This is a genomic window from Collinsella aerofaciens (assembly GCF_039758815.1).
Lineage (GTDB): Bacteria > Actinomycetota > Coriobacteriia > Coriobacteriales > Coriobacteriaceae > Collinsella > Collinsella aerofaciens_BP.
The window spans coordinates 24595-42021 of the sequence record NZ_JBDMSK010000008.1; the positions used below are offsets into that span (position 1 = coordinate 24595).

The window sequence follows — 17427 nt, forward strand, 5'->3', positions numbered from 1 at the left end:
CCGCCCTCCGCATTTGGATCATGGCTACCTTGCCGTCTGCTCGGCCGCCCGCTTACCTGCTATTCGAGAGGTAAAACCTACCAAAATAAACCTGTCCCTTTTTGGCAGGTTTACAAGAAAGCGGGGATGAGATGGCGACGGTGTATGGTTATGCGCGGGTGAGTTCGCGCGATCAGAATCTAAATCGGCAGCTGGATGCGCTGGGCGCCTATGGCGTGGGCTCGGCGAATATTTATGCCGACCATGCGAGCGGCAAGGACTTCGATCGCCCGCGGTATCGCGAGCTGCTGCACATCCTGGGAGACGGGGACGTGCTGGTGGTGCTTTCTATCGACCGACTTGGCCGTAATTACTCCGAGATTCTTGAGGAATGGCGACGCATTACCAAGGAGCTCGGGGTTGCCATTGTGGTGTTGGACATGCCATTGCTTGACACGCGCGCCAGGGCCAGCGGCGCGCCGGATGTGACCAATACCCTGATTGCCGATATTGTGCTACAACTGCTGAGCTACGTGGCGCAGGTGGAGCGCGAGAATATTCATCGGCGCCAAGCGGAGGGGATTGCAGCGGCGCGGGCGCGAGGGGTCCGTTTCGGTCGACCTCGCAAGCCGTGCCCTCCTCAGTTTGAGCTGGTACGCGATAGCTATGAGGCAGGCGATATTACCCGCAGCCAGGCAGCAAAGTGCCTGGGCGTGTGCGTGGGGACGTTCGATCGCTGGATGCGCGAGGCGGGGTAGGGGTTTGCGCCGCTTTGGCGCTTCCTGTTGCGATTCAAATTTTGATACGGTGACGATGTCATTTGGGGCTACACTCGCTGATATTCAAAAAAGGAGGTAGGCCCTTGGCGCGCGTAAAACAAATAATCGGATGGACCGCGATCGTTCTGTTCGCTGCAACGCTGGCGGGCATCTGGGTGCTGACGGAGCAAAATGCGGTGGAGACGTCGTTGCTGAGCGAGTCCACCGCGCGTGTGGTGGAGGGTCAGGCTACGGGCGTACAGGCTGCCGATGTCGCGGGTGAAGCTCAGACCGAGAACGGGATGACCGGGGGCACCGATTCGGCTGCTTCGAATGTCCGGTCTGGCCGACTTGCTTCCATTCGCATGTGGGTGGGCACGAACGTCCGTCGCGTTGCCCATACCGTAGAGTTTTTCTTCGTCGGATTGTTCGCCTCGGTGGTCGTGGTTTGCTTTTCCAGGCGTCCGTGGAGCGTATGCTCCCGTTGCGTGCCCGTGTTGCTCTTTTGCGCCGTCTGCTCCGTTGGCGATCAGGTACATAAGATCTTTGTTCCCGGCAGGCATTTCGACGTTATCGATTTAGGATTCGATGCTGCGGGCTATGTCACCGCCATGCTGTTGGTATTGCTGGCAGCGGCGTTGGTGCGCTATGCGACTCGGCCGATCGGCGCCCATGCGAGGCGCTAGCCGGTAACAAACCCGTTTCTGATAATGCGACCTTGTTGAATTATTTTGTGTCGCGCGTATTTCCGAGCGGTCGGATTTGAGGGGCGAGCGGTAGAACGCTCGCCCTTTGTGCGCCACAATGCGGCACAATGTACCGTAAAAGCTGTTTGTATCCGGTACGAATCGTTCGTTGGTCTTTAATTCTTCTCAACGGAGGTGTTTGAGATGGCAAACGGATTGCTTTTGCGGCTTCGCGAGCGTGAGCTCAGCGCGAGCCCGGCGGAACGCAATGTCATCGCATATGTAAGCGCTCATCCGCACGAGGTGGTCGGGCTGTCCGTCCGCGGTCTTGCCGATGCCACGTTCTCCTCGCCCTCGAGCATTTTGCGCTTTTGCAAGCGCTTGGGTTTTGCGGGCTACAAGGAGTTCCAGCGCGAACTGATTGCCGAGCTGGCGCTCTTGGGTGACAAGAAAGACGTTGCCCTCGAGGACATCTCCATGGATGACAGCGTCGAACGTATCGTGGGGAAGGTGATGAAAAGCAACGTGCGCACGATCGAGGCGACGGCGCGAACGCTCGATTACACCGTCTTGGAGCGATGTGCGGCCTATCTTAAGCGGGCACGTGCGGTCAATCTGTTCGGTATCGGTGCCTCTCGTTTGGTCGCGCACGATCTGGCGCAAAAGCTCATGCGTGTCGACAAGGAGTGCCATCTGTACGACGACTGGCATGATCAGCTCTTGTGTGCCAAGAACATGCATGAGGGCGATATGGCAATCGCCTTTAGCTACTCGGGCTTGACGCAAGAGGTGCTGGACTGCACCGCCGAGGCTCAACGTCACAACTGTCCCGTTGTGGCCGTTACCAAAGTAGATGGATCATCCAAGCTTGCCACCGTGGCCGATGCCGTGCTCGGCGTCGCTGCGAGTGAACCCTTGGTCCCCAGCGGTGCCATGGCTTCGCGTATGGCCCAGCTTATGGTTGTCGATGCCCTGTACGCTGCTTACGTTGCCAGCGACTACGAACGGGCGACGCATGTCATTAAGCAAAACTACATCGAGAAACAGGAAAGATGAGGTGAATGAAATGCTCGATTTAACAAAATTCACGACCGAACAGCGTAATCAAAGTTCAATGGACCTCGATACGATGACATCGCTGCAGATCGTCACGACGATGAATGATGAGGATCTTCGTGCCGTCCAGTCGGTCACGAAGGTGTTGCCCCAGGTTGCCACAGCAATCGACTGGGCTGCTGAGGCACTCGAGCGCGGCGGGCGCGTCTTTTACATGGGCGCAGGCACCAGCGGTCGTCTGGGCGTACTCGACGCTTCGGAGTGTCCGCCCACGTTTGGCGTGTCACCCGATCTGATTGTCGGGCTCATTGCCGGAGGCGAGACGGCGTTTATCAAGGCTGTCGAAGGTGCCGAAGACAGCGAGGAACTTGGCGCGAGCGACCTGCGGGAGCGTGGACTCTCGGACAAGGATCTTGTCGTTGGCCTGGCGGCAAGCGGCCGTACTCCCTATGTGGTGGGCGGCCTTGTGTACGCCAAGGCAACTGGGTGCAAGACCATTGCAATTGCCTGCAACCAAGGGTCGAAGATCGGGGAGAGCGCAGATCTTGCCATTGAACCCGTGCCCGGTCCCGAGGTGCTGACCGGCTCAACGAGGCTCAAGGCGGGAACGGTTCAAAAGCTCATTCTCAACATGATTTCGACCGGTGCCATGGTCAAGATCGGCAAGGTATACCAAAACCTGATGGTCGATGTGCAGCAGACGAACGAGAAGTTGGTGGTGCGCGGCCAGAACATCGTGATGGAGGCGACCGGCTGCACGCGCGAGCGCGCTATTCAGGCGCTTGCAGATGCCGGCGGCCACGTAAAAACCGCTATTGTCTCGGTACTGCTGGACTGCGATGTCGAGCAGGCTGCGGTAGCTCTTGAGCGAGCGCGAGGCCATGTCCGCGCTGCGGTGAGTGGCCATGAGAAGAGCAATGCCGATGCCCAATAGGTGCGCGGCGTGAGCTGATATGACATCCAAACGAGATACCCAATACAAGGAGGAGTTATGACGAACAAAGAGCTGGCTCAAAAGCTGCTGGACCTTTTGGGCGGTAAAGACAACGTGCTCGCAAACGCGGCGTGCATGACGCGCCTGCGCGTGACCGTCAAAGACACGGGCAGCGTCGACACGGAGGGTATTAAGGCACTCGACGGCGTGATGGGCTTGGTCGAGGACGACACGATGCAGATCGTGCTGGGGCCGGGCAAGGTGAATAAGGTGCTCGAGGAGTTCTCCAAGCTCACCGGCCTTGCGAAAGGCGTTGCTGACGAGAGCGTGGTCGACGCTGCGGCCACAAACAAGGCCGCGCAGAAGGCCAAGTACGAGTCCAAGCCGGTTCAGGCCTTCCTCAAGAAGATTTCCAATGTCTTCGTCGCCCTGCTTCCCGGCATCATTGCGGCTGGCCTCATCAACGGTATCTGCAACGTCATTAACGTCTCGACGGCAGGCGCGCTTGCAGGCGAGTGGTGGTACCAGGGCATTCGTTCCATGGGCTGGGCCCTGTTTGCCTATCTGCCCATCTTGGTGGGCTATAACGCGGCGCGCGAGTTTGGTGGCTCCGCTGCACTGGGTGGTATCGCCGGCATGATGTGCATCGCCAACAGTGCCATGCCCCTGCTTGCGCCTGGCGCGGCCGATCCTGCCACTGCCATTCTGCTGCCGCTCACCAATGCGCAGTACAACCCCGCAGCGGGCGGCATGATCGCGGCTCTTATCGCTGGCGCATTTTTTGCCTGGATGGAGCGTCAGATTCGCAAGGTTATGCCCAACGCACTCGACACGTTCTTGTCCCCGCTGCTGGTGCTCATCATCGGCGCCTTTGCTCTGATGCTCGTCATCCAGCCGGTTGGCGCATGGCTGACGACGGCGATCTTTAGCGTCCTTACCTTTATCTTCGAGAAGATGGGCGTCCTGGGCGGCTATATCCTGTCGGCAGGCTTCTTGCCGCTGGTTTCCGTCGGCCTGCATCAGGCGCTCACGCCGATCCACGCTATGCTCAACGATCCCGACGGTGCTACCAAGGGCATCAATTACCTGCTTCCCATCCTTATGATGGCTGGCGGCGGCCAGGTCGGTGCCGGTCTGGCGCTGTACTTTAAGACCAAGAACGCCAAGCTCAAGAAGTACGTCGCAGAGTCCATTCCCGTTGGAATCCTCGGTGTGGGCGAGCCTCTGATGTATGCCGTTACGCTGCCGCTCGTTCGTCCGTTTGTGACGGCCTGCCTGGGTGCCGGATTTGGCGGCGCGCTCGCGGCGCTGCTTCACATCGGCACGGTTTCTCAGGGCGTTTCCGGTCTGTTTGGCCTGCTGATCGTCGTTCCTGGCCAGCAGCTCGGCTACGTTGCCGCTATGCTGCTTGCCTATGCCGCCGGCTTTGTCCTGACGTGGTTCTTTGGCGTCGACGAGCAGAAGATCAACGAGTTCTTTGGCGAATAGTTTGATATCGCGAGCCGTGTTGCTCAGGGCTCGCAGCGCGCGGCAGATTTCTTGATGCTATGGTTGTGCCGGCGGGGCTAACTGCTCCGCCGGCCTTTTTTAAAGGAGCGTTGAAACGTGAAAACGGGTATTTCGATTTATCTTTCCAGCCCTCTGCAGGATATTGAGCGGACGATTGAGCACGGTGCCGCGGCGGGTGCGCGCTATGCGTTTACCTCACTGCATATTCCCGAGGATGGGGGAGCGGCGTATGCCGATAAGGTCCGTCATGTGCTGTCGCTGCTTTCCGCCCGCGGCATTGCGCTCATCGCCGATGTGGGGCCGCGCACGTGCGATTTGCTCGGGCTTGAGCGCATCGAGGACCTGCGCGATCTGGGGTTGGAATACCTTCGTTTGGACTATGGCTTTAGCGCCCAGCGGGTCGCGGAGCTGTCTGGTGTATTTCGCATTGTGGTCAATGCATCGACGGTGAGTTCTGATGAAATCGCATCGTGGCGTGAGGCCGGTGCCGATGTGACTCGTTTTGCCGCCTGCCACAATTTTTACCCCAAGCCTTATACCGGTTTAGCTCTGGAGGACATTGCTCGGGTGAATCTTCGTCTTGCGGCGCTTGGATTCGAAATCATGGCTTTTGTGCCGGGTGATGCCAACGTTCGCGGGCCGGTATTCGAGGGACTGCCGACGGTCGAGGCGCAGCGCGGTCGCGCGTCAAAGGTTGCTCTCAATATGCTTGAGCTTGCACATGGCGCTGATTGCGACATTGTGTTGGTCGGCGACCCCGATCTTTCCGATGCGGGCTGGGCGCAGTTTGCTCAAGTTTCCGCCGGATACGTGGACCTGCAATGCGAGCTTGAGCCCGGTTATGCCTATGTGCGCGGGCAGATTCATCACGACCGGCCCGACTCGAGTGTCCTCATCTTTAGGTCTCAGGAGTCACGTACGACGCATAAGCCGGATTCCGTGCCGACGGATGCCGGAGCCGGCCTGCCGCGAAAGGCGGGGTCGATCGCTGTGAGCAATAGCGGATATGGGCGCTACGAAGGCGAGCTTGAGATTGCGCGGGTCGATCTTCCCGGTGACGAGCGCATGAACGTTGCGGGCCATATCACGCCCGAGGCAATGGAGCTGCTGCCGTTCATCAAACGCGGATTCGGGGTACGGTTCGTTTAGCGTGTGACCCGTGGGCTACAATTGGCCCATCATACGAAGGCGCCTCGTGTGGCGTGTGCCTGCGTTGGCCGATCTATATTCGGAGGATTCCCATGACCGTACTGTTTGTTGAATATCCCAAGTGCTCGACCTGTAAGAAGGCCAAGGCATGGCTGGACGAACACGGGGTAGAGTATATCGACCGCGATATCGTTTTGGACAATCCCACGGCTGATGAGCTTGCGACCTGGATTGCTCGTTCGGGACTGCCGGTGCGGCGCTTCTTTAATTCGTCGGGCATGAAATATCGAGAGCTGGGCCTGAAGGCGCGTCTGGATGCGGGCATGACGGATCAGGAGTGCTACGAGCTGCTGGCGACCGACGGCATGCTGGTCAAGCGTCCGCTGCTGGTGGGCGACGACTTTGCGATTCCCGGCTTTAGGGAAGCGGCTTGGGCCGAGGCGTTGCTGTAGCGGCTGCGGAAAGTGCGACCCGTTTTGAGCTCGGATTCCGGGACGCAGTTTCCGGTTGAAGGGGCTAGCGGAAACCGTATCCCAGTTTGAGCGCGAAATCTGGGATACGGTTTCCGTTTGGGGCCTCTAGGGGAAAGCGCGTCCCGTTCTGGACGTAAATTCCGGGATGAGCTTTCCGGTTGGCGGGCATGCGCACTATCCCGGCTGGCGGGCATATGCGCTAATCCTCAAGCTGTGCCCATTCGTGCGGATCGTAGACCTTTACGTGCTTGTTGGGCTTGCCGCTCCAGTACTCCTCGTCCATAAAGGGCAGATATGCCTGAACGCCGGGGCAGATAAAGGGAATCCGCTGCTGTTGCAGTCGCTCGCGCTGGCGCTGCTCCAGGTGCGCCTCGGATATGACGGTCGGCATACCGGACAGCTCGACGAGGCTTGCCTGGATTCGCTTAAGGTCGGGGAGTCCCGCGTGCCATGACACCCGCATGATCAAAAAGGATGCACGGCGGTATTTTGCCTGCATCACCGTGATGGCGGGGCGCAGTGTGGGATGGATTTTGTCCCGTTCGGGCCAAAGGTCAGCAGTGATCTCGAGGCCCAGGGTCTCCCATAGGTAATCAAGCTCTTCGTCCATGGTGCCTCGATATCCGTGCAATGATGACGGTTCGATTGTGCCATCAGCCGTGAGTGCTGCATTGTTGTAATCTACCAGCGGTAGATGTGGGATGTTTTACGGGCTTTGGCGCCGTACGTGTCGCTGGTGCTTCACAGGTCCTTCACGTGTTGGCCGTATTTGACTGAATTTCAAAAAAGTCAAAATTAGGGCTTGCGTCACGGCGGGACTTCCCGTATATTTCTTTCTTGCGCAAAGGCACAGCCGAGCGCAGCGATGCAGTCATTGGGATGTCGTCTAATGGCAGGACAGCGGATTCTGGTTCCGTCAATGGGGGTTCGACTCCCTCCATCCCAGCCATTGCATTTGCTACATATGGCCCGTTCGTCTAGCGGTTTAGGACGCCGCCCTCTCAAGGCGGAGATCACCAGTTCGAATCTGGTACGGGCTACCAAAATTGAACGCCCGGGCCTCGTAAGAGACCCGGGTTTTGTGTATTGACCGTATATACGGCGCCTGCCGTGTTTCGCTCAGATCGAGGAGTAGCCATGGATCTGCCCATCAGCTTGCAAGACATCACGTATGCCGAGAACTATCTGGCGCAGGGCGACCTGGCTACGGCGACGCCGCTGCTGGAGCGTCTGGTGGAGCTCGCCGAGGAGTATATCGACGCTGAGTGCAAGACGGAGGAGAAGCGCCAATACTTTAGCTTCGATAGCAAGTTTGAGCGCTTGGCCTATCGCCGCGTGGAGAAGGATCCGCGCGAGCTCGTGCAGGTCGAGGTGCCGTTTGACCGCCTGTACTCTGATATGGCGTTTGCCTACATTCGCCAGCAGGATTATGTGAGCGCTCGTAATGCCCTGATGCAGGCTGTGCGTTGGGACCCCATGAACTGCAACTATCGCTTGGATTTGGCCGAGCTGTTCCGCGCACTCGAGGACAAGCAGGAATGGGCATCGCTCTCGTTCTCGGTGCTGGAGCGTGCAAGCGATGGCAAGTGCGCCGCCCGCGCTTACGCCAATCTAGGTCAGTACTTCTTGGAGCCCGAGACCGAGAACGTTTCGGCTGCCGTGGGCTGCGCGCGTCTGGCGCTGCGCCTGGCGCCCAACGATGCGCATACGACGCGCCTGCTCAACAAGATCCATACCACCTATCCGGATGCCGCCGAGGAGAGCGACGAGCACGTGATGGGCGAGCTGGCGTTGCAGGGCGTTCCGACCTCACCTTCGGCCGAGATTGCCATCTGCCTGATTATGTGCGCGACCGATGCTGCAAGCGACGGCGACAAGCAGGAGGCGACGCGCCTGACGGTGCGTGCTCGCGACTTGGTGGGCGAGGAAGCCTGCGCGGCGATTATCAAACTGGTGCGCGAGAGCGACGCCGAGCTCAATGCCGAGCGCAAGGCAAAGCGCGAGACTGCGGGCTCAAACGCCGATGGAGCCAAGGAGGCCGGCGATGCCCAGTAAGCGTGAACGCAAGCTCATTTCTAAGAATCGCTCGGCGCATCACGAGTACTTTATCGATGAGACGTTTGAATGCGGTATTGAGCTGAGCGGCACCGAGGTCAAGTCGATTCGCGAGCGCGCCTGTCAGATCACTGACACTTTTGCGCTGATTCGTGGCGGCGAGTGCTGGCTCGTCGGACTGCATATCCACCCTTATAGCCATGGTGGCGTGTGGAATCGCGATCCCGACCGTCGGCGTCGTCTGCTGCTGCACCGCAAGGAGATCGACTTTCTTGACGGCAAACTTCGCAACCGTGGTTATGCGCTGGTTCCGTTGGAGCTCTACTTTAATACCGACGGCCGCGTAAAGCTGCTGCTGGGTCTGGGTCGCGGCAAGAAGCTCTACGACAAGCGCGAGGACATGGCCAAGCGTGATGTCCAACGCGAGATCGACCGCGCCCTTAAGGAACGCAACCGCTAGGCACTCTGTATAAGTTGCGGTGGAATACGGACAGTTTTGCCTGTTTGAGGGACTATTCAGTCCCTATTTCACCGCAACTGCGGGCGTCTCATCTTTCTTACTGTTCTGACACATATGTCTCAAAGGCGGCGTCCGTTATGGGTGCCGCCTTTTTTGTGGGTACATACATTCATGAGGTTCCAACCCGAGCTAGGGGAGTGATCGTTATGGACAAAACTGCGTTCTTTACGATGCCGAGCGGCCTGTATGTGGTGAGTGCCGCGGCCGACGGGCTGCGTGCCGGCTGCGTTATCAACACAGCGGTGCAGGTGACATCCGCCCCGCCACGCATCTCGGTTGCCGTGAACAAGGAAAATGTCACGTCCGGCGTAATCGCATCGGCTAAGGCCTTTGCGCTGACCGTGATCGATCAGACGGCCGATATGCTCTATATCGGCAACTTTGGCTTCCGCACCAGCAGTGGCTACGACAAGTTTGCCAAGTACGAGACCCACGAGACCGCGCTGGGCATGCCCTATGTGCCCGAGCACGCGGCGGCGCTGTTTAGCTGCCGTCTGATTGATACCGTGGATGTGGGCACGCACCTGCTCTTTATCGGCGAGGTGGAGGATGCCGAGCGCTTGAGCGGCGAGGCCCCGCTGACCTATGACTACTACCACAAGGTGTTAAAGGGCAAGACGCCGCCCAAGGCTTCGTCGTATCAAGGCTAGAAATGTTCTAAAAATACTTGCATTATATTATTGAGAATATATACTAATAAGCAAGTACACCAGCAGTCACGTTCGAGAGGAGAACATCATGGCTGAGGAAAAGAAGACGTATAAGTTCGTGTGCACCGTTTGCGGTTACGAGGTTGAGGTCGACACGCCCGAGCTGCCCGAGGATTACGTATGCCCGGTCTGCGGCGTCGGCCCCGATGAGTTTGAGCTCGTCGAGGAGTAACTCGTAGACACACGGCGAAAGCCGAACATAGCTCTGTCCAAGGGTCCCGGTCGAATTCTCGGCCGGGACCCTTTTGATTTATCTGACGGTTTAAAACGGTCTCACGTGTTACAGATTAAGACGTTATATCTGGACAGTCACACCATCCCAATTACATCCCCGTTAGCAGCACGATGTCGAGAACCGTTACGATGACGCCGATTCCTACGAGCAACGCGTTGAGCGGGCGCGAGTTGGCGTATTTGCCCATGACGCGGGGCGAACTGGTGAGTCGTATGAGCACAAAGACCGTAATCGGCAACTGAAGCGACAGCAGCGCCTGACTCCAAATGAGACCCTCAAAAGGATTTGGGACGACCAGGCACGCCGCCACTGCGCCGGCGAAACATGCCGCCACCCCAATCGAGGAATGTCGGTCGCGGATGTCGTATTCCTCGTCGAACATGCCCGCGGTGATGGTGCCTGCCGCCATGCCTGCCGTCACACTACTCGAGAGGCCCGCAAACAGCAGCGCCACCGCAAAGATTGTCGAGCTTGCTGGGCCCAGAATGGGGGAGAGCGTGTCCGCTGCGACGGCGAGGTCGTCTACGACAATGCCGTGCGCAAAGAAGGTCGTTGCGGCCAGGATGACCATGGCCGAGTTGATTGCCCAGCCCACGCCCATCGAAAAGAGCGTGTCGAAGAGCTCATAGCGCAGGCGCTCTTCGATAACCTGCTCGCCTTGGCCTTCGAAGTGCATGGATTGGATGACCTCGGAGTGTAGAAAGAGGTTGTGGGGCATAACGACCGCACCCAGGACACTCACGATAATCGCGGCAGAGCCAGTGGACATACTGGGCGTGATCCAGCTTGCGGCGGCTTGCGGCCAGTCGACCTTGACTAGTGCAAGCTCGGCCAAAAACGAGAGTCCTACCACGCCTACGAAGGCGATGATCCAGCGTTCGGCACGCTTGTAGGAGTTCGTCATGAGCATCGCCATCGATACTGCCGCCACGATGACGCAGCCCGCGCGCACGGGCAGCCCAAAGAGCATTTGAAGGGCAATCGCGCCGCCCAGAACCTCGGCCATGGCGGTGGCGATGGTCGCGAGATAGGCACTGGCGAGCACCGTGCGTCCAACGAAGCGGGGGAGGTAACGTGTCGTGGCCTCGGCAAGACAGGCGCCCGTGGCGATACCCAGGTGCGCCGCATTGTGCTGCAGCACAATGAGCATAATCGTGGACAGTGTGACGATCCACAGCAGCGCGTAGCCAAACTGCGAGCCCGCGGCCATATTGGAGGCCCAGTTGCCCGGGTCGATAAAGCCGACGGTCACGAGCAGCCCGGGGCCGATGTGCCGCGCAATGTCTAGGCCTCCGTGACCACCGGTGCGTCGGCAGCCAAAGTGTTGTTTGAGATGGTTGAGCATGGCTGGTTCCTACGTTGGGGTGGCGTGGCGCTGCACTTGGGTTGCGCGGCGCCACGCCCTGAGTTTAGGTTTGGGCTACTTGTGCGCCTTGCCCTGATTGGCAACGGCATCGATCTTAGCGGCGATGGTTGCCGGGTCGCCGATGTAGCGCTTGTCGAGGACATTGAAATCGGTGTCGAAGGTGTAAACGAGCGGCACGCCGGTAGGGATGTTGACCTTGAGGATTTCCTCGGGCGTGAGGTGCTCGAACTTCATGACGAGTGAGCGTAGGGAGTTGCCGTGTGCGGCGATGAACACGCGCTTGCCGGCGAGCATCTGGGGGCGAATCTCGTCTTCGAAATAAGGCCAGGCGCGGGCTATCGTGTCCTTGAGGCACTCGGTATAGGGCAGATGATCGGGCGCGACGTCACGGTATTGCTCCTGGGTGTGGGGGTCGCGACTGTCGCCCGGCTCGAGCGCCGGCGGGCAGACATCGAAGGAACGGCGCCAGATGAGCACCTGCTCGTCGCCGTGCTCCGCCGCGGCATCGTCCTTGTTGAGACCCTGCAACGCACCGTAGTGGCGCTCGTTGAGCTTCCAGGATTTGATGACGGGCAACCACTCGCGATCCATTTGGCCGAGCGCGATGTCGAGGGTGTGAATTGCGCGCTTGAGACGCGAGGTGTAGCAGACGTCAAAGTCGAAACCGGCTTCTTTGAGGGCTCGACCGCCTGCTGCGGCTTCTTCGCGGCCCGTGTCGGTGAGTTCTACGTCGGTCCAGCCGGTGAACAGGTTGAGTTTGTTCCACTCGGATTCTCCGTGACGGATAAGGACAAGTTGCATTGTCTGTCGGTCTGCTCGGTGCGCCATAGGGGCCTCCTTGATCTGGCACGGTGTGCGTGCCGTTTGCTTGACGCCGCAAAGGATACCCGTTTTAAGCTTAAAAGTTAACCAAGACTAACAAAATTGTTCTATTTGAATGGGATGGTGAAGGGGGGCTGCCGAAATGTCTCGATCTGTAACAACGAGGGATGGAAATTGGGCCTAGGTGTTACAGATCGAGACAGGAAGAAATGGTCCTATGGAATGTCTCTCGAAAACATCTCAATCTGTAACAGTTAGTCGTCGTAATTGGGCCTTCCTGTTACAGATTGAGATGTTTGAAGTGGTGAGCTAACAGGCCGAACTTGGGGCCTATGTTGTCGCCCTTGAGGTCGGCGGTGTCCACTCGTGGGGCGTGCGTTACGCGATTGTTTCGAAACGGGCGGGAAACACAACGGGCCGGCGATGCTCCTAGTATGCCTATTCAACTGACTGTCTAATATCTAGGGGAGGATCGCGATGCAGGCAGATTCCGCTCAGCAGCAGGGCCTTTATCGCCCCGAATTCGACCACGATGCATGTGGCATCGGCGCGCTTGCCGATATCAACGGTGAGCGCCATCACCAGATCCTGGACGATGCGCTGTCCATTCTGGTCAACTTGGAGCACCGCGGCGGCACGGGACTCGAGAAGAACACCGGCGACGGCGCTGGCATCCTGTTCCAGGTTCCGCATCACTTTTTCCGTAAAGAGGCTCAAAAGTGCGGTCAGATTCTGCCGGCAGAGGGCGACTATGGCGTGGCCATGCTGTTCTTCCCGCAGGACGACAAGGGCGTAGAGGATGCCCGCCGCGTGTTTGAGGAGGGCTGCGCCGAGGCCGGCGTGCCGCTGCTCTTTTGGCGCGAGGTGCCGGTCGACCCGCACGACCTGGGCGAGACGGCCCGCGCCTGCATGCCTACCATCCTGCAGGCCTTTCTGGGTCGCCCCGACGACACGCCGGCGGGCGACGCCTTCGAGCGCCGTCTGTATGTGTGCCGCCGCGCCATCGAGAAGAAGGCCGACGCCGAGTTTGCCCTGCGCGACAAGATCTTCTATGTGTGCTCCATGAGCTCGCGCACTATCGTGTACAAGGGCATGCTGGTCGCCACGCAGATGCGTCGCTTCTTCATCGACCTCAACGACGCCGCCGTCAAGACGGCCGTGGCGCTCGTCCACTCGCGCTACTCCACCAACACCACGCCCAGCTGGGAGCGCGCGCACCCCAACCGCTTTATCATCCACAACGGCGAGATCAACACCCTCAAGGGCAACGTCAACTGGATCCGCGCCCGCGAGCCCAACCTGTACAGCCCCGTGCTGCAGCACGATCTTGAGCGCGTGATGCCCATCATCAACCGCGAGGGCTCCGACTCCGCGATTCTGGACAATGTGCTCGAGTTTTTGGTTATGAACGGTCGCCCGCTTACACGTGCCGCGTCCATGCTGCTGCCCGAGCCGTGGGACCACAACGACAATCTGAGCGAGGAACGCCGCGCCTACGACGCCTACCAGTCCATGCTCATGGAGCCCTGGGACGGCCCGGCCGCCATCGCCTTTACCGACGGTCGCACGCTGGGTGCCGCCCTCGACCGTAACGGCCTGCGTCCCGCCCGCTACTATGTGACGCGCGACGGTCGCTTTATGCTGGCAAGCGAGGTGGGCACCATCGAGGTGAGCCCCGAGAACATCCTGACGAGCGGCTGCCTAGGACCGGGCCAGATGCTCGAGGTCGACTTTGCCCGCGGGCGCGTCATCTACAACGATGAGCTGCGTGCCCGTTACGCCAAGGAAAAGCCCTATCGCGACTGGATCGCCGAAGAGACGCTGACCGTCGACGCGCTCGACAAGCCCGTCGCGCCCACGCCCGCCGAGGACGCCGAGGTGCCCGCCGCCGTGCGCATGGCCAAGCTCGGGTATCACTGGGATGATGTTGACGAAGTCGTGCGTCCCATGGCCCAGCAGGGCAAGGCGCCGCTCGCCTCGATGGGTATCGATGCGCCGCTGGCCTGCCTGTCCAAGAAGACGCGTTCGTTCTTCGACTACTTCTATCAGCTGTTCGCCCAGGTCACGAACCCGCCGATCGATGCCCTGCGCGAGCACATGGTGACTTCGACCACGCTCTACCTGGGCAACCACGGCAACCTGCTCGAGGATTCCCGCACGGCCTGCCAGCTGGTGCGCTTGGAGCGTCCGCTGCTGAGCGAGGAGGAGTTCGAGCGTATCTGCGCCATCGACCGCGTGGGCTTTAAGACCCGCCGTTTCCGTGCCGTCTACCGCCGCGACGCCGGCGAGGGCGCGCTGCAGGCTGCGCTCAAGCAGCTTGCAGAGGATGTTGAGGCTGCGGTCCGCGACGGCGTGAACATCGTGGTGTTGAGCGATCGCGCCGCTGCGGGTGAGGTGCCCGTGCCGTCGCTGCTCGCCGTGGGCTGCGTGCACAACCACCTGATCCGCGCCGGCGTGCGTACCTTTGCCGACATCGTGGTGGAGTGCGGCGACGCCGTGTCTCCGCACGACTTTGCGGCACTGGTGGGCTACTCCGCGAGCGGCATCTATCCGTACAACGCACATGCGTGCATCCGCGATCTGGCGGCACGCAGCGACCTGGGCGTGACGGCCGAGCAGGGCATCGCCAACTACAACAAGGCTGCGACCGCCGGCATCGTCTCCATCATGTCCAAGATGGGCATCTCCACGGTGCAGAGCTACCACTCCGCGCAGATCTTCGAGGCCGTGGGCTTTACGCCGGAGTTTGTCAACGCGTACTTCGCCGGCACGGTGAGCCGTGTGGGCGGTATGGGTGTCGAGGACGTCGAGCGCGAGCAGAATGAGCGCTACGACGCCGCGCTCGCTATCCTTAAGAGCCCGGCTCCCGATCAGCTGCCCACGTTGGGTCTGACCAAGTGGCGCCCGCTCGGCGGCGAGGATCACCTCATCGATCCGCAGACTGTCTACTTGCTGCGGACCGCCTGCCGTGAGGACAGCTACGACACCTTTAAGGAGTACAGCGCCCGCCTGCACCGCACCGGCCGTGCCGTGCGCCTGCGCGACCTGCTGGACTTTGATGCCGGCGGCCGCACCCCGGTGGCACTCGACGAGGTCGAGCCCGCGCTCAACATCGTTCGCCGCTTTAACACCGGCGCCATGTCGTACGGTTCCATCAGCAAGGAAGCACACGAGTGCATGGCCATCGCCATGAACCGCCTGCACGGCCGTTCCAACTCGGGCGAGGGCGGCGAGGATCCGCGCCGTGAGACCCCGCTGGCTAACGGTGACTCCAAGAATTCCGCCATCAAGCAGGTGGCAAGCGCGCGCTTTGGCGTGACGAGCCGCTACCTGTGCAGCGCCTTTGAGATTCAGATCAAGATGGCCCAGGGCGCCAAGCCCGGCGAGGGCGGCCACCTGCCCGGCAAGAAGGTCTACCCCTGGATCGCCGAGGTCCGTCAGTCCACGCCCGGCATCGGCCTGATCTCGCCTCCGCCGCACCACGACATCTACTCCATCGAGGACCTGGCGGAGCTTATCTTCGATCTTAAGAACGCCAACCCCGGCGCACGCGTGTCGGTCAAGCTGGTCAGCGAGGCCGGCGTCGGCACCATCGCCACCGGTGTGGCCAAGGGTGCCGCCGACAAGATCTTGATCAGCGGCCACAACGGCGGCTCCGGTGCTGCGGCGCGCGATTCGATCTGGCACGCCGGTCTGCCGCTGGAGCTTGGCCTTGCCGAGGCCCAGCAGACGCTGCTGCAAAACGGCCTGCGCTCACGCGTGGTGCTCGAAGCCGATGGCAAGCTCATGGACGGCACCGATGTCGCCGTCGCCTGCCTGCTGGGTGCCGAGGAGTTTGGCTTTGCGACCATGCCGCTCATCTCCATGGGCTGCCTTATGCAGCGCGACTGCCAGCAGGATACCTGCCCGGCCGGCATCGCCACGCAAAACTGTCGCCTGCGTCGCGGCTTCCGCGGCAAGCCCGAGCACGTCGAGCACTTTATGCTCTTTGTTGCCGAGCAGCTGCGCGAGGTCATGGCGAGCCTGGGCTTCCGCACCGTCGACGAGATGGTCGGCCATCCCGAGTGCTTGCGCCAGATTGAGGTCCCGGGCAACCGCAAGGCCAACCTGCTCGATCTGTCGCCCGTGCTGGCGAGCGCGACCTGCGAGTTCGGTGCCCACATCCCGGGTGCCGACGGTCGTCACTTCCTGCCGCAGATGGCTGCGGACAGCGAGCTCGAAAAGACGCTCGACTCCACGTTGTTTGTGCCCTATACGGCCGATGCCCGTGCGCACCTGCGTCCGATTCGCTTCCGCGCCGATATCGCCAACGTCAACCGCTGCGTGGGCACCATCTTGGGCAACGCGGTGACCAAGGCGCATCCCGAGGGCCTGCCCGCCGGCTCCATCACCATCGATTGCGATGGTTCGGCCGGTCAGAGCTTTGGCGCCTTCCTGCCGCGCGGCATTACGCTCAACGTGTGCGGCGACGCCAACGACTACTTTGGCAAGGGCCTTTCGGGCGGCGAGGTGTCGGTGCGCCCCAACCCGCATGCGACCTACAAGTTCGACGAGAACATCATCGTGGGCAACGTTGCGTTCTTTGGCGCTACGAGTGGCCGCGGCTTCATTAACGGCCTGGCCGGCCAGCGCTTTGGCGTACGCAACTCCGGTGCCACGGTGGTGGTCGAGGGCTGCGGCAACCATGGCTGCGAGTACATGACGGGAGGTCTGGCGCTCATCCTGGGCGAGGTCGGGCAGAACTTCGCCGCCGGCATGACGGGCGGCGTGGCTTACGTCTTTGACCAGTACGGCACGCTCGATGCCCGTGTGAACCACGAGAGCGTTGAGCTTAAAGCCCCGACGGCCGGTGAGCTGGCGCAGATTCGTGCGCTCGTCCAGGAGCACGTGGACGCGACGCAGAGCCCGCGCGGCATTAAGTTGCTCTACAGCTTTGAGACGATGAGCAAGCACTTTGTGAAGGTCATTCCGACCGAGTACGAGCGCGTGCTGGCGATTGTCGCCGCCGCCGAGGCCGTCGGCAAGACGCATGAGCAGGCCGAGGAGCTGGCGTTTGACATTGTGACCGGTCGCGCCGACGCCGCCGATGTCGCTCGCTTTGATGTGGCGGGTGGTGTCGCTGGCGCTGTGCCCGCCGCCGCCAGCTCTGTTGCTTCGACCAAGAAGGAGGCGTAA

Annotated in this window: 15 protein-coding genes and 2 tRNA genes; 14 read left to right on the forward strand and 3 right to left on the reverse strand. The window is 60.5% G+C overall.

The genetic code is table 11. The features are described from left to right. The first annotated feature begins 131 nt into the window (after nt 1-131). The 7 genes from ABHT90_RS05415 (at nt 132) to ABHT90_RS05445 (ending at nt 6523) form a co-directional block, all read left to right on the forward strand. Nucleotides 132-737: a recombinase family protein gene (locus ABHT90_RS05415; protein ID WP_117629497.1), complete on the forward strand. Its 606-nt coding sequence runs from the start codon at nt 132-134 to the stop codon at nt 735-737. A 104-nt stretch (nt 738-841) separates the two neighbouring features. After that, nucleotides 842-1423, forward strand: coding sequence for a VanZ family protein (locus tag ABHT90_RS05420; protein WP_158556474.1), 582 nt, complete (start codon nt 842-844; stop codon nt 1421-1423). A 204-nt stretch (nt 1424-1627) separates the two neighbouring features. Then, nucleotides 1628-2479: a MurR/RpiR family transcriptional regulator gene (locus ABHT90_RS05425; RefSeq protein WP_346981870.1), complete on the forward strand. Its 852-nt coding sequence runs from the start codon at nt 1628-1630 to the stop codon at nt 2477-2479. 10 nt (nt 2480-2489) lie between these two features. Next, nucleotides 2490-3413, forward strand: a complete 924-nt coding sequence (gene murQ, locus ABHT90_RS05430; RefSeq protein ID WP_346981871.1) for an N-acetylmuramic acid 6-phosphate etherase — start codon at nt 2490-2492, stop codon at nt 3411-3413. Nucleotides 3414-3470: 57 nt separating this feature from the next. Beyond that, nucleotides 3471-4901 (forward strand): PTS transporter subunit EIIC, encoded by a 1431-nt coding sequence (locus tag ABHT90_RS05435; protein ID WP_346981872.1) that lies wholly within the window; start codon nt 3471-3473, stop codon nt 4899-4901. A 117-nt stretch (nt 4902-5018) separates the two neighbouring features. Further along, on the forward strand, nt 5019-6071 hold the full coding sequence (locus ABHT90_RS05440; protein WP_346981873.1) for a MupG family TIM beta-alpha barrel fold protein: 1053 nt from the start codon (nt 5019-5021) through the stop codon (nt 6069-6071). A 92-nt stretch (nt 6072-6163) separates the two neighbouring features. Next, complete coding sequence (locus tag ABHT90_RS05445; RefSeq protein WP_117773333.1) at nt 6164-6523, forward strand: arsenate reductase family protein; 360 nt, start codon at nt 6164-6166, stop codon at nt 6521-6523. A 220-nt stretch (nt 6524-6743) separates the two neighbouring features. Here ABHT90_RS05445 and ABHT90_RS05450 read toward each other — a convergent pair whose 3' ends face one another. Then, the gene (locus tag ABHT90_RS05450; RefSeq protein ID WP_117769465.1) at nt 6744-7154 is read right to left on the reverse strand and encodes a hypothetical protein; all 411 of its coding nucleotides are present in this window, start codon (nt 7152-7154) and stop codon (nt 6744-6746) included. A 265-nt stretch (nt 7155-7419) separates the two neighbouring features. On the opposite strand from ABHT90_RS05450, the gene ABHT90_RS05455 reads away from it, so the two are divergent. The 6 genes from ABHT90_RS05455 (at nt 7420) to ABHT90_RS05480 (ending at nt 10001) form a co-directional block, all read left to right on the forward strand. Further along, nucleotides 7420-7493, forward strand: a tRNA-Gln gene (locus ABHT90_RS05455). A 17-nt stretch (nt 7494-7510) separates the two neighbouring features. Then, a tRNA-Glu gene (locus tag ABHT90_RS05460) sits at nt 7511-7587 on the forward strand. A gap of 94 nt (nt 7588-7681) precedes the next feature. After that, nucleotides 7682-8599 carry a tetratricopeptide repeat protein gene (locus ABHT90_RS05465; protein WP_346981874.1) on the forward strand — a complete coding sequence of 306 codons (918 nt, stop codon included), beginning with the start codon at nt 7682-7684 and terminating at the stop codon, nt 8597-8599. Continuing rightward, on the forward strand, nt 8589-9059 hold the full coding sequence (gene smpB / locus ABHT90_RS05470; protein WP_006235325.1) for an SsrA-binding protein SmpB: 471 nt from the start codon (nt 8589-8591) through the stop codon (nt 9057-9059). The genes ABHT90_RS05465 and smpB overlap by 11 nt, the downstream gene beginning before the upstream one ends. Nucleotides 9060-9265: 206 nt before the next feature. After that, nucleotides 9266-9769 (forward strand): flavin reductase family protein, encoded by a 504-nt coding sequence (locus ABHT90_RS05475; protein ID WP_346981875.1) that lies wholly within the window; start codon nt 9266-9268, stop codon nt 9767-9769. Nucleotides 9770-9857: 88 nt separating this feature from the next. Continuing rightward, nucleotides 9858-10001 carry a rubredoxin-like domain-containing protein gene (locus ABHT90_RS05480; protein WP_006235327.1) on the forward strand — a complete coding sequence of 48 codons (144 nt, stop codon included), beginning with the start codon at nt 9858-9860 and terminating at the stop codon, nt 9999-10001. 151 nt (nt 10002-10152) lie between these two features. On the opposite strand, the gene ABHT90_RS05485 is transcribed toward ABHT90_RS05480, so the two are convergent. Then, nucleotides 10153-11409 (reverse strand): Nramp family divalent metal transporter, encoded by a 1257-nt coding sequence (locus ABHT90_RS05485; RefSeq protein WP_346981876.1) that lies wholly within the window; start codon nt 11407-11409, stop codon nt 10153-10155. Between the two features lie 75 nt (nt 11410-11484). After that, entirely contained in the window at nt 11485-12258 is a 774-nt protein-coding gene (gpmA, locus tag ABHT90_RS05490) for a 2,3-diphosphoglycerate-dependent phosphoglycerate mutase (protein ID WP_346981877.1), read from the reverse strand. A 471-nt stretch (nt 12259-12729) separates the two neighbouring features. Between gpmA and gltB the strand changes: the two genes are divergently transcribed. Then, nucleotides 12730-17427: a glutamate synthase large subunit gene (gene gltB / locus ABHT90_RS05495; RefSeq protein WP_346981878.1), complete on the forward strand. Its 4698-nt coding sequence runs from the start codon at nt 12730-12732 to the stop codon at nt 17425-17427.